Source organism: Mycobacterium sp. NPDC051804 (assembly GCF_044452905.1).
Lineage (GTDB): Bacteria > Actinomycetota > Actinomycetes > Mycobacteriales > Mycobacteriaceae > Mycobacterium.
On sequence record NZ_JBITCD010000004.1, the window covers coordinates 222,373 to 234,988 of the forward strand.

At 62.0% G+C, this 12,616-nt stretch carries 10 protein-coding genes; 4 read left to right on the forward strand and 6 right to left on the reverse strand.

The window, feature by feature from the left end:
• Positions 1-21 precede the first annotated feature (21 nt).
• From ACIA48_RS16585 to dbpB (ACIA48_RS16610), 6 genes are all read right to left on the reverse strand, one after another.
• A complete protein-coding gene (locus ACIA48_RS16585) occupies positions 22-3,411 on the reverse strand; it encodes an ATP-binding protein (RefSeq protein ID WP_396733482.1) in 3,390 nt (1,129 codons plus the stop codon).
• Complete coding sequence (locus ACIA48_RS16590) at positions 3,404-4,093, reverse strand: DUF4194 domain-containing protein (protein WP_396733484.1); 690 nt, start codon at positions 4,091-4,093, stop codon at positions 3,404-3,406. Before ACIA48_RS16590 ends, ACIA48_RS16585 begins: the two co-directional genes overlap by 8 nt.
• Positions 4,090-5,559 carry a DUF3375 domain-containing protein gene (locus ACIA48_RS16595; protein WP_396733486.1) on the reverse strand — a complete coding sequence of 490 codons (1,470 nt, stop codon included), beginning with the start codon at positions 5,557-5,559 and terminating at the stop codon, positions 4,090-4,092. Before ACIA48_RS16595 ends, ACIA48_RS16590 begins: the two co-directional genes overlap by 4 nt.
• A 96-nt stretch (positions 5,560-5,655) precedes the next feature.
• Positions 5,656-6,762, reverse strand: coding sequence for a DGQHR domain-containing protein DpdB (gene dbpB / locus ACIA48_RS16600; protein WP_396733489.1), 1,107 nt, complete (start codon positions 6,760-6,762; stop codon positions 5,656-5,658).
• On the reverse strand, positions 6,755-8,107 hold the full coding sequence (gene dpdA, locus ACIA48_RS16605) for a tRNA-guanine transglycosylase DpdA (protein WP_396733492.1): 1,353 nt from the start codon (positions 8,105-8,107) through the stop codon (positions 6,755-6,757). The genes dbpB (ACIA48_RS16600) and dpdA overlap by 8 nt, the downstream gene beginning before the upstream one ends.
• Complete coding sequence (gene dbpB, locus ACIA48_RS16610) at positions 7,993-9,138, reverse strand: DGQHR domain-containing protein DpdB (RefSeq protein WP_396733494.1); 1,146 nt, start codon at positions 9,136-9,138, stop codon at positions 7,993-7,995. Before dbpB (ACIA48_RS16610) ends, dpdA begins: the two co-directional genes overlap by 115 nt.
• Before the next feature lie 988 nt (positions 9,139-10,126).
• On the opposite strand from dbpB (ACIA48_RS16610), the gene queC reads away from it, so the two are divergent.
• Genes queC through ACIA48_RS16630 form a run of 4 tightly spaced genes read left to right on the forward strand, consistent with a single transcriptional unit; the run spans position 10,127 to position 12,616 of the window.
• Entirely contained in the window at positions 10,127-10,816 is a 690-nt protein-coding gene (queC, locus tag ACIA48_RS16615) for a 7-cyano-7-deazaguanine synthase QueC (RefSeq protein ID WP_396733496.1), read from the forward strand.
• Positions 10,816-11,451 (forward strand): 7-carboxy-7-deazaguanine synthase, encoded by a 636-nt coding sequence (queE, locus tag ACIA48_RS16620; protein ID WP_396733499.1) that lies wholly within the window; start codon positions 10,816-10,818, stop codon positions 11,449-11,451. Before queC ends, queE begins: the two co-directional genes overlap by 1 nt.
• 8 nt (positions 11,452-11,459) lie before the next feature.
• A complete protein-coding gene (gene queD / locus ACIA48_RS16625; RefSeq protein WP_396735028.1) occupies positions 11,460-11,825 on the forward strand; it encodes a 6-carboxytetrahydropterin synthase QueD in 366 nt (121 codons plus the stop codon).
• Positions 11,822-12,616, forward strand: a complete 795-nt coding sequence (locus tag ACIA48_RS16630) for a GTP cyclohydrolase, FolE2/MptA family (RefSeq protein ID WP_396733502.1) — start codon at positions 11,822-11,824, stop codon at positions 12,614-12,616. Before queD ends, ACIA48_RS16630 begins: the two co-directional genes overlap by 4 nt.

A 12,616-nucleotide genomic window follows, 5' to 3' on the forward strand; every position in this document is an offset into this window, starting at 1 on the left:
CCACCACCTGCTGCGAGACGGCTACTTCCGTCCCGACGGCAATCGTCCGCCTTGCGCTCCGGCCAGCAGTCGCTTGTTTGCAGTCTTGCGCATTTCTTTGCTCAGGCTCGTGAACTCCGAGATGGTTCGCGTGGCGACCGTCGCGACGGGTCGGACGTTGCGTCCGGTGGCTTCGGTCTTCGACACCATCACCACGCTGTCGATGTAGGGCTGGATCGTCGTGGCGTTCTGCACGGTCGCCACGATCACCAGTTGGAAGCCGAACTTGCGGAACGCCGACAGTGCTTGCTGCGCGAACTGCGGATCGGACTTCGAGAACGCCTCGTCGAGCATCAGCTGTGCGAACACCGGTGTGTTGTCGGCACTTTCGGGGCTGGCCAGGTTGAAGCTCAGTGCGCCCGCGAGGCAGAACGCCATCAGCTTCTCCTGCTCGCCACCGGAGTTGTCACCCGCGTTGCTGTGCGTGCGGATCAACTCGTCGTCCGCCCACTCCGCGCAGTCGAACGTGAACCGGTTGCGCACATCGAGCGCGTCGCGCGTCCACGCCTTGTCCTCCGGCGCCGTGGACGCCAGCCGGTTGCGCAGTCGCAGGATGTCGGCGTACTGGTCGAGGATCGCCTGCTTGTCGCCCAGCCCCACCTCCGCGATACGCCGCGAGATCGACCGCACGATTTCGGTGAGCTCCGCGACCGCGGGCAGCAGCCGCGGCGTCGCGCGCAATGTGAGCCGAGTACCGCGGTTGAACTCAACCGCGCCCAGTCCCGTGTTGACCCGGTCGATCTGCTCGGCAATGCGCCGCGTCTCTTGCTCGGCGACGCGGTGCAGCGTGAGGATCGCGTCCGGCGCCTGCTCGGTGACCAGACGCATCATCCGCTCATACGCCTCGGGCAGCTCACGCTCGTCGATGTGCTTGCACAGCGCGACGTAGTCGTGCACGCGCTCGTCGAAATCCTCGCTGTCGTTGGGGATCGCGTCGGGGAACGACGTGTCGAACGTGTTGAGGATGCGGGCCAGTTCGTCGTAGGAGCGGCGCCGGCTCTCGCGCAGCTGCTCGCGTTCCTTCTTGATCGACGTGAACAGCGCGTCGCGGTGTGGTTCAGGGTCGAGCAGCTCGAGATTGACCGGCAGGGCGGCGGCGTAGCGGTGCAGCAGCTCGGTCAGCGGCTCACTCACGAACGCCGGCGACAGCCGCTCTTGCAGATCCATCAGCTGGGTGCGCCGGTGATCGAGGCTGTCGCGGCGGGTCTGGATCGCGCCGCGGCGTGTCATGAACTTCTGGATCTGCGACCAACATTCGTCGGCGCGGGCGTTCAGCGCATCGAGGTCGGGATTCTCGGCGAGCAGCAGTTCGTACTGTTCGCGCAGCCGGTCGGCGTGACCGTCGGCGGTCTCGGTGTCGATCTGGCTCCACTGCGGGTACTGCTCGCAGATCGCCTTGCACGCCGCCGCGCGGTCGCGCCACTCCTGGCGCTGGGCGGCGATGTCGTCGGCCTTGCGGCGCGCCTTCTGGTACGTCTCCTCGGCCGCAGCGAGTTCGAGCGTCAGTGCGTTGATCTTCGCGGTGACGTCGCCCTGGTACAGATACTCGGACTGCCTGACCGCGCCGCGGTCGTCCTTGATGGCGAGCCGGTCGGAGTCCTTGTACAGCCCGGTGTCGGTGACCGCGCGGCGGAAGCGGGCGAAGACGTCGGGGGTGTCGACGCAGATGTGGTCGCCGGCGTTGGCGATGACGTCGACGGCCTCGGCCGCGCACGGATGCTTCGGGTCGACGGCGAACAGCTTGCCCGCCAACGTATTCGGCTCGGGCTCGATGGGTTCGGCGCCGAGAAACTTGGCGCGCACGTGGTGCAACTGCAGGCGGCCGCGCATGTCGGTCTCGTTGACGAACCGCAGCACCTTCTCCCAGTGCTGGTCGGGCACGAGCAGCCGCAGGCCTGCGCCGCGGAGCACTTTTTCGACGGCGGTGCGCCAGCGGGTTTGGTCGGGTTTGAGGTCGAGCAGTTCGGCGATGTAGGGGAGATCGGCGGCATCGAGCTTGAGTGTGGCGCAGATGTGGTCGCGCATCGCGATGGCGAACTCGGGGAGTGCGGAACCGACGTGCTCGACGCGCTTGAGTTCCTTGGCGGCGGCGTCGCGGGCGATGCGGGCGGATTTCTGCGCGTACTCGGCGTCGGTAGAGGCCTCGCGGTTGCGTTCGACCTTGGCGAGCAGGTCGGTGGCCTGGGTGAGCAGTTCCTCGCGCAGGTTCCAGAACTCGTCGGCGGTGTCGGGGGAGTCGATGTCTTGGGCGGCGAGCAGGTCGTCGTAGGCGGCGCGGCGACGCTCGATCTGCTCGGATTCGGTCTCGGCCGCGGTCACCTGGGACTGCAGCGGGGCGATGTTCGCGCTGGAGCCGCTGATCTGGGCGTTGAGCGAATCCGCTTCGGCCTTGGCGAGATTCAGGCTACGGGTGACGTCCTCGTACTCGTTCTCGAGCTGGGCGATGGTGCCGTCGAGCGTGGTGATCTGGGTGGGGCTTTGGGCGAGGCGGACGTGGTCGGTGAAGGCGCGGACCATGGGCGCGTCGACGAGGTCGATGATGCCGAGGTCCGACGACTCAGAGGCGTAGCGCAGATGGATCTGCTCGATGTCGCCGAGGATCTTGCGCTTCTTCTGCGCGACGGCCAGCAGTTCGCGGGCTTCGACGAGGGGGTCGATCTGTTTGAGCGCTTCGGGGAGGCGGGCGAGACTGTCGGGTTCGTCGAGCATAAACTCGCGGACGAATTGCTCCAGCCCACCAACGCTTTTCAGTGACTTGGCCTTGCCGAGGAGTTGTTGGGCGGCGTCGGAGGCGCGGATTCCGATGGTGGCGTACAGCTGGGCGAGGTACTGGGATTCGACCTTGGTGGAGAAGCGCCACTGGTCGGTGAAGACCTTGGCGTCGAAGCGACCGGACGCCCAGCGGTTGCAGACGTCTTCGATGTCGAGGTCGCCGTCGCCGAGGACGAAGCGGCTGGAGGAGTCGTTGCGGGATTCGCCGGTGAGCCATTTGAGGACGAGACCGGTGACGGTGCGGCCAGAGTCGCTGGCGTAGGTGACGGCGACGGCCGACCAGGCGGTGCCGTCGCCGCGCAGGTACATGACGCGGCTGGTGCCGCCGTCGCTGCGCTGGCCCCAGGCGCCGCGGACGTACTTGTCCACGGTGCGGCGGCCGGCGCTGGACCCGGCGGCCGTGTTGTCGCCGGAGGCGTTGAAATTGCGGCGGTTAAACGGCAGGAAGCCGAGCGAAATCGCATCCAGGAGTGAGGATTTACCGCTGCCGGAGGCGCCGGCGATCAGGGCGCCGCCGGAGCTGAACGGGATCGAGTGGTAGCCGTCGAAGACGCCCCAGTTGATGACCTGCAGCCGGGACAGGTGGAACTGTTCAGTCAAGTTCGACTTCTTCCTCGGCGTCGGCGGGGGTGCCGCCGTTGAGTAGCTGTTCGAACTGCTGCTGCAGTTCGGTGATGACCGAGGCGGTCATGATGGCGGTGATGACGGGGGAGATGGTGTAGCTGTCCTCGTCGTCGCGGGTCTTGCGCAGGATCTCCAGGCTGGTGAGGCGGGCGATGGCGCCGTCGATGCGGGCGGCGAAGGTGACGGCGTCGCGGTCGGTGTCGTTGAGGACGCCGGAGAACAGGCCGTGCATCTCGTCGCGGCTGATGACGACGGCCTGGCCGCCGGAGGCGCGCGACATTTGGCAGAGGTGCAGGGCGAGGATGGAGTCGTAGGTGCCGAGCGGTTCGCGGCGCAGAAGCTTGATGCCCCTGGCGGATTCGTAGCGGGCCTGTTCGACGAAGGCGACCTCGGTGCCGTCGACGATGCGCAGGAGCAGGTCGAGTTCGGACAGGCGGACGGACAGGTCCTTGCGGTATTCGAGGACCCAGCTGTAGACGTCGGCGTCGGCTTCGGCGCTGATGTAGCGGCGGGTGAGCAGGTGCTGCAGGGCCCAGCAGGCGCGGTCGGGCAGTTCGGAGACGTCGCCGTCGAAGCGCGGACGACGTTGGCCGGGAGTGCGGGTCTGTTGGTCGACCTGGGGGAGTGAGGAGAAGTCGATATCGGCTTCTGTGGTCACGTGGCGGCTCCAGCGAGGGTCGTGATGGGTTCGGTGAATGTCAGGCGGGGGACGGCGATTTCGCGGTCCCGGCCGTCGAGTGAGCGGAAGCGGACGGTGGTGGACTCGATTTCTGGCGGGTTGGGCTGGGTGAGCGCCCAGGACCAGAGGACGATGACGTGGCCGAGGTAGGCGGTGTCGAGCATAGCGACGGCGTCGGGGAGCTCGACGGGCCCGTCGCGGAGGGCGTGGTTGAGCATGTCGGACATGGCGGGGGCGTCGACCTGGGTGGTGAGGGCGGCGAAGCTGGTGAGGTCGACGTCGCCCTCGGCGGCCTTTGCGGGCTGCGGGTTAGAGAGGTCGCCGATCTTGAAGCCAAGGGCGCCAACGGAACTGATGGCGTGACGGGCAAGGGGGACGTCGATGTCGAGGCGGGAGTCGGTGAAGCTGGTCTTGAGGAGAGCGCGGGCGGCACCGATGGCGTCGTTGAGTTGACGGGCGACGCCGCGGCTCTGTTCCATGGTGCCGAAGGCGGTGAAGCGTTTGACGCGCTGGGCACAGCGCTGCTGGATGCGTTCGACTTCGTCGATCTGGTGGCCGACGAGTTCGAAGAAGCCGGCCATGACCTTGCGCAGGGCGGGGTCGAGGGCGGGCAGGGCTTCGGCGACGGCGGCGACGTCGGATTCGAACTCGGCGCGTTGGTCGGGGTCGTTGATCATGCGCAGGAACGCGCGGTGGGAGTCGCGGCCCTGGGAGTCCCAGGCGGCCTGGTAATCCTCGTACATCTGGTTCTGGCGGTCGCGGTATTCGGTGTTGGAGTCGATGGGTTCGTCGAGGGCGGCGGTGGCCTGCTCGATCATGGTGCCGTACTGGCCGATGTCGGTGATGAGGCGTTCCATCTGCAGGGCGATGGCGCGGGCTTCGTCGTAGCAGTCGGTGACGTCGGGTTGGGGGCGTTGGCCGGCGTCGAGTTGGTCGAGTTCCTCATGAAGGGTGGCGATTTCGGCTTCGATGTGTTTGCGGATGCGGGCGGGGTCGTTGTCGACTTTGACGGCGACCTGCTTCAGACGCGAGGCGATGCCGGTGATGGAGCCGCCGGTTGCGATGGTGTCCTGGCGGCGCATGCCGCGGAGGAAGTCGAGGGCGCGGCGGGCGTCTTGGGTGAGGTAGCAGACGTTCTGGTTGTGGCGTTCGTCGACGATGCGGTGGAGCCAGCCTTGGGCGGCCCAGGACTTGATGAGGGCCAGGCCGGACTGGAGGTCGTCGAGGTCGTCGAGGTCGCGCTCGAGGCGGACGACGAGTTCGGTCTCGGGAAGTTGGCCGTCGCTGAGGTGACGCTCCATCAACGTCGCGTACAGGCTGAGGTTGATGGTGGCGAGTAGGCGGATGGCGCGGGAGCCCTGGAGATCGCGGTTGAGTTCGAGCAGGTCGGCTGTCGATAGCGCCGCGTTGTCGCTAGCGTGCTTCTCTCTATCTGGTGCGCTCATCTTGGCGTCCGAACATTGAGCAAGTCAACTACATGTCCGACGCGCAGAGACTTCCGCGGCCCGTCTCTCAAGCAACGGCAGGTTGGTTGTCGGCTGTCAACGACGCTTATCAAGTTTCCTCAGGAGGGTATTCGTGAGCAATTTGATGTCATTCGGGGTGTTTTGCAAACTGTTCCAACGTCTTTGGTCCTCTGGCCCGAGGTCCCAAGTACCTTCGGTCCACGCTGCGATTTCGTAAATGGGCTCTAGTCGGCTGCCTAGATCAACCTTCGGTAGATCGTCGACGCTGTGCGCTTCCGTAAGGGCGTCCATGACGTAGCCCATTGACTGAATACCGACACCGTGGGTTAGCCGAGACTTTCGAGGAATCAGTTTCCATTCGATGGGCCACATGCACTCGACGAGCTTCCAAAACGCCGTGAGGTGGAGAACCATCTGGTCAACATCGCCCGAACCATCGCTCGGATCGCGGTACTGATACAGCGCACCGTCGTACAAGCTGTTCTCGATCATCTTCAGGACGCTGTTGTCCTTGATGCGGCCTTCGGGCGACGTCGGTGTGGCGATGGCGCCGAGGAACGGGCCCTCTGGGTCGAGGTTGAGGCGCGTCATCACCTGCGCCGGGAGTTGGCGCCTTGCATACTTGGGCGGCAAATGCCCGGTCGCGTCGGGTAGGAGTTCGTGGATCAGGCCCTTCGGCAACGGCTTTGTGTTGTTCACCAAGATGAATTGCGAGCGCTGTTCTGCATCACCCGAGGCAATGAAAGCAACTGCAGCGACCGGGAACTCCGCAACATCTGCGTCGCGGATCGCGGCAGCGCGCTGCTGACCATCTACAAGCAGCGCTGGTTTCTCCGATTCGGGCAGCGACTCATCGACCGGAATGATCAACTCGCCCATCGTCGAGTACTCGACAGAGCTTTTTCGGCGTGCTGGCACGAAGCGCACGCGCGAGTCGAATGCAAGAACGACTGCATTAGGCAGCATCGCCTCTGGAGACTCGATGTATCGCCTGATTGCGCGAATGTGGTTCATCACCTCGGGGCGTTGGTAGCCATCCAGTCGCCCCTTCTCTGAACGCCTAACCCTAGATACAGCGGTGAACTCCAGGAGCCGTTTACCGTCCACCGCGAAGCAATAGATCGTCCGCTCGCCCTGCCGAACCTCAAGGGCGGGCACCTTGATTTCATATCTGTCAGCCACCGGCAGTCCTTTCGAGGATGGGCTCATCGGCCGGGCGGAGTGTTTTCATCTTCTCGGCCAGAACCGACAAGTTGTGGAAGCCGCGCCGCTTATTGCGTTCACTTGCGCGGAAGATCGCCATCTCGATACCGTGTCTTTCGCACAGTCCGCAACGGCAAGACTTCCAAGGCGCGGCTTTGAGGGTCTCGGAGTATGCGTCTCGATACGACTTCTTGACGCCAATTACCTCTTCGTAAGCGATTACTTCGTCGAGCGTCTGGTCGACCGTGAGTTCGCCCTTGTCGAACGCGCGCAACGCTTGCAGACTGTTTCGTTCGGCTTCGATGGCGTGCTGCTGTGATACGCGGCCAGCCAGAATCGCCCTTTTCAGCGACACGTTGCCATCGACCTGGGGAACTTTGATCGCTGCGAACGTCCGCGACGTCGTGTGGTAATTGTCTCTATCGTCCATGAATGACTGGCGGAATACCGACGTGCTGTCGAAGCTTGCGACACCCAGAGATTCGAACTCAGCCATCGCCTCGAGTCTGGTGATCCCCAGCAAGTGCAATTGTGTCTTCGGTGTTCGGATTCGCTCGATGGTCAAGAGACACGCCAAAATATCGGTGGTCTTGAGGGGGACCATACCTCCGAGCGCGATGCGGGTGTAACCCATGTCTTGCAGTTGCCGAACACTGTCTGCGTAGCTCTTGGGATCCCACCCCTGTGCGGCGCCCAACAAAGACATCGAAGAGTTCCGCGCCTCGGCCGCAGCCTTGAACGTCTCGGCCAGCGCTAGTGAGATTCGCCGGCGTTCCTTCCAATCGTCGGGAGCGTCACTGAGGTCTCGCCGGAAGCCGAGGATGATGTGATCAACGCTCACCCCGGCGTCAAAGCCGCAATGCTCGTAGAAGTCGAGCACTTCATCAACCGTGTAGGGGGGCTTCGGTTCGTTCACGTAGTTGAAGGCGCCGCAATCTCCCAAGGTTTCGACATCCGAAGGGAGCCGATAGAAACCCCGCACTCCGAGTCGGTAGAGGCGCTGCCTTTGGGGCATGGAGTACTTGCCGACGCCTTTTATGGATCCGTCGACGATTGCCTTTGATACGAGAATTCCGTCGTACGCCGGTGCCGTAAGGACCTCGTGGGCGTAGCGGTCGTCTCGCTGCCGAACGCGCAAAGGCGAATGCTCGTCGTGCACAAAGTCGTATGTGGGGCTAACTTGGTCGAGGCTGTCCGGAAAAAAGAACTTCATGCGCCACCTTTTCGGGCATCGACGTAGGCACGCGCCAGAAAGTTCGACAGAGCTGAAATATGCTTCGCCACGTTCTGCACGTCGTCCCAGGGAAGGCCCAACTCTTCCCATACACCGCCGGTCCAATGACACCGCTCGGCGATACGCGCGATCTCCTTCTGAGTCTCTGCTTGGGCGTTTGACGAGGCAGTATCAACGTGGACCATCACTCGGTCCATCAGCCTGCTCATCGCACGAATACCGACGCCTCCCATGAGTTTTGACTCCGTCGGAGGTCGTCCCCACGCATCGGGAAATACCTCGCGCACTGCACGCCAGTAAGTCAGGAGAATGCGTCGGATTCCATCTGTGTCCGTCGTTCCGGTCGCCATATTGCGGTACGGGAACAGCACACCAGAGGGAGATTCAAGCGATTCCTTGAGAGCCTCTACGAGGCTTGTGTCCGTCACTACCGCGGCACGTCGGTCTTCGACCTCAGTCGACGCCCGCTTGATCAACCCGTGGAAAGGCGACTCTGGATCCCGATTGAGCATATCGACGAGGGCTGAGGGCATCCTTCGCTGCGAAAGGCGCGGCGACGGAGCCGAAATGACCTCCGGCAGAAGTTCGGTAACCAGATTCGAGGGAAGCGGCGCAACAGTGTTGACCCTCAAGAACTGGTCGCGTTGTATCTCAAGCGTCGGAGCAACGAATCCGGCTACAGGTACTGCCAAATTGCTATTGGCGGTTCGCGCCAAGGCAAGGCTGCGCTGTTGTCCGTCGACTATCCACGCCGGTCGGGGTTGCGACTCGTCAGCGGGCAATGGAATCTCTATCGTTCCCGCGGTCGTACCGATATCGTCCGTAGTTCCGGGCCCACGGCTCGAGCGAAACCTCACTGTGTCTGGCAATGCCAGGATTAATCCGTTCGGGAAAAGGACGTCGCCTGAGTTCAAATACTCAAGGATCTGTTTTACGTGATTGCGCCGCTCTGGCCGTTGGTAGCCGATGAGCTTGCCTGCTTCGTCTCGCGATATTCGTGCAACGTCTGCAACCTCACGAATCTCATGTGCTGCCAATGCGAATAGGTACAGAGGTGTATGCGAGTTCTGTTCGATTCGAACCGCTCGCCGTTCTATGAGCTTGTCTTTCTTCGCTGTCATCGGGAGCCCGCTTCACGCCTGAAGAGCGCACCAAATCGCTTCTGTTCGCAGGCGATTCCGCGATCGCGAACTATTCGTAGGGCGCGGGTCGCCGACATGGCGCCGTCGTCGTGGACGATTTCGCGGATGACCTTCGAGATCTCATCGTCACCCATGGGCGCGCGGTCGTAGAGTTCCGAACGGCGTGCGCGCCGGGCCCACCGTGACCACCGGACATGGTCTGCGTTTGTGAAGAGTTCCTCTCCTGACCGGCGCGACATCCAACGTCGAGCCATGCGTAATCCAAGACTCGAGACTGTTCCTCCCAGAGCGTGTCGTAGATCTCGATCTGCAGGGAGACGAGGAAAGCCATCGATAGTTCGCCACCCTCCTACGAGCATGAAGTTGCCGCCGCGTTTCGCCATCTCAACAAGGTCATCGTCCATGGCGCGCGCGTAGTTCTCGGAGAGCACAAGCAGGGCGGGACCTCGCTGCAACTTCGAAAATGAGACAGTCTGTGGCATCTCGCGAAGGTGCTGCCACCAGTCAGGCAGTCGCTTTACATCTTGAATGACTGAGTCCGCATGGCCGCTAGCGAACGTTGCGGCGTACGAAGGGGCGAACTGAGTGACATCTCTCAGGCCCAGCCCAGCCGACGCGACCAGCATCTTGACCGTTGCGCCGCGTTGGCGTGCCTCATCAGCGAGGGCTTTGGCCTGGAGCCAAGCCTCACCTCGATATAGATCAAGGAGGCGGAAGGAGTCGTCTGCTCCTTCGACACGCCGACGCCATGATGCGAACCGTGTGGACGTGTCTCCAGCGGGCAACGCCTGAATACGCAGGTCAGCGCTTGGAGCAGCAGATTTACGGTCGGTGCAGTTGACTACGATGGTTAGTTTTCCCACGTCACCTCCTCCCTGTCGCAGAAACTACGCTTCAAACGTGTCGGAACCCGAGTGTAGTTTTGGCTACTATAACCGCATAGCCCGACAGATAGCCGGAGGTTTCGATGGGCGATCCAGCAGTAGTTTTACTCAGTGGGGGTCTGGACTCGACGACGGTGCTAGCCATCGCGAAGGATCAGGGTTTCGCGCCATATGCGTTGTCTTTTCGCTACGGGCAACGCCACGCGGTCGAACTTGAGTCTGCTCGGCGCGTCGCCGGCGCCCTCGGTGTGGTTCGTCATGTAGTCGCCGACATCGACCTGCGGGTTTTCGGTGGTTCTGCGCTTACCGCCGATATTGACGTGCCGAAGCACAACACCGTGGCTGAGCTATCCGCGGATATACCCTCGACGTACGTGCCCGCGCGGAACACGATCTTCCTGTCGTTCGCCCTCGCATTTGCCGAAACAGTTGGCGCACAGCACATATTCATCGGTGTCAATGCACTCGACTACTCGGGGTACCCGGACTGCCGACCCGAGTACATCGCGGCGTTTCAGCACATGGCGAAGCTCGCTACGAAGGCGGGAGTTGGTGGCCGTAGCCTGAAGATTCACACACCGCTTATCCAGCTGACCAAAGCCGAGATTGTCCGCACAGGGGCCTCTCTCGGAGTCGATTACGGACTAACGTCCTCGTGCTATGACCCCAGTACGAGCGGTCAACCCTGTGGGCGCTGCGACTCATGTCTGCTGCGTTTGAAGGGCTTCGAAGAAGCCGGTCTAACTGACCCCTTGGTATATCAGGCGGCCTGATGCCATACACAGTCAAGGAGATCTTCTACACCCTCCAAGGAGAGGGCACCCACACGGGACGGCCAGCGGTGTTCTGCAGGTTCGCCAGTTGCAACCTTTGGACTGGCAAGGAGAAGGACCGCGGTCGCGCCATCTGCCAGTTCTGCGATACCGACTTCGTTGGAACCGACGGGATGGGAGGAGGTCATTTCAAGACCGCTGACGACCTCGTCGCGGCAGTAGCAAGAACGTGGCCCGAAGCAGGACACGCGGACCGGATGGTTGTCTGCACGGGAGGCGAGCCACTTCTTCAACTCGACAAAACGCTTGTCGATGCGCTTCACAGTGAGGGTTTCTATGTTGCGATCGAGACGAACGGCACTCGACCGGCGCCGCCCGGTATCGACTGGATCTGCGTCAGTCCGAAGATCGGCGCACCACTGGTGCTTACGTCAGGTGACGAATTGAAGTTGGTATATCCGCAAGAAGGTTGTGACCCAGCACAGTTCGAAAGTCTCGACTTTCGGTTTTTCCGCCTGTCGCCAATGGACGGTCCAGTGATTCGTGAGAACACGGCCGCCGCTGTCGAATATTGCTTGAAGCGCCCGAAATGGCGACTGAACCTGCAAACCCACAAATTCCTAGGAATCCCATGACCGAAACGATGGAAATTTTCTACGAGTTCAAATTTGAAGCGGCGCATCGTCTTCCGAACGTCCCCAGTGACCACAAGTGCTCGCGCCTGCACGGGCATTCCTATCAGGTCCAGGTTCACGTCAAAGGGCCAGTCGGGGAGCAATCAGGTTGGGTCCTCGACTTCGGGAATATCAAGGACGCCTGCAAGCCCGTGATCGATCGACTTGACCACTACTACCTCAATGAGATCGACGGACTGGAGAATCCGACCAGCGAGCGCCTCGCCGCGTGGATCTGGCACGAACTCACATCGTCACTACCCATGATGTCTGCAGTTCAAGTGCGAGAGACGTGTACGTCGGGCTGTATCTATCGAGGACCGAGCGGCAGATGAAGGACCTGCTGCCTGACGTTCAGAGTGCGCCGGAGACCCGCGGTATCGCTATTGATGAGGTCGGCATCTCTGGCCTGCGGTATCCAATGACATTCGATGATGGCGTAATTGAGCAGTCCGGCATAGCAGAGATCGAGATGACCGTCGGCCTGCCCCGCGATCGTCGCGGCACGCACATGAGTCGCATGGTTCAGGGCGTCGAGTCTCATCTCTGCAGGGTGAATCCGTACGAGTTGCACACCGCGTTCAAGGCGGTCGCAGCCCTCTTGGATATCGCCGACCTTCGTGTCTCGCTCTTCATGCCAGTTGCCACGCGAGTTGACTCGCCAGCCACCAACAACTCCGGGTACCAAGTGCACGACATGTCTTTGAAGGGTCGGTTGGTCGATGGCAAGTTTGACCTGACGACAACGTTGACCACGGACGTTACAACGCTGTGCCCATGCAGCAAGGCGATTAGCGACTACGGCGCGCACAATCAACGCAGTCGAGTGTCGCTGTCGACACTCGGAACAAATGACTCTCCGTATCCGCTGCAGGTAACCGATCTGGTGCAGTTGATCCGCGGTGCCTCCTCGTGTCCGGTCTACCCCGTGGTGAAGCGACCTGACGAACGTGCGATCACTATGGCGGCGTACGACAATCCGAAGTTCGTCGAGGACCTGATCCGCGACTTAACGATCAGTTGCCGTGAAATCCAGGTGCCCCATGAGATCGTTACGCGCAACATCGAGAGCATTCACAGCCACGATGCGGTAGCGCGCCTTTCATGGATTCCGTCAGTTCCATAG

Bases quoted from the DNA above. Each gene is read 5' to 3' on its own strand.
- ACIA48_RS16630 (WP_396733502.1), top strand. From the start codon at position 11,822: ATGAAGGACCTGCTGCCTGACGTTCAGAGTGCGCCGGAGACCCGCGGT.
- queE (WP_396733499.1), top strand. From the start codon at position 10,816: ATGCCATACACAGTCAAGGAGATCTTCTACACCCTCCAAGGAGAGGGC.
- dbpB (WP_396733494.1), bottom strand. From the start codon at position 9,138: ATGACAGCGAAGAAAGACAAGCTCATAGAACGGCGAGCGGTTCGAATC.
- ACIA48_RS16595 (WP_396733486.1), bottom strand. From the start codon at position 5,559: ATGAGCGCACCAGATAGAGAGAAGCACGCTAGCGACAACGCGGCGCTA.
- queC (WP_396733496.1), top strand. From the start codon at position 10,127: ATGGGCGATCCAGCAGTAGTTTTACTCAGTGGGGGTCTGGACTCGACG.
- dpdA (WP_396733492.1), bottom strand. From the start codon at position 8,107: ATGGGAAGAGTTGGGCCTTCCCTGGGACGACGTGCAGAACGTGGCGAA.
- queD (WP_396735028.1), top strand. From the start codon at position 11,460: ATGGAAATTTTCTACGAGTTCAAATTTGAAGCGGCGCATCGTCTTCCG.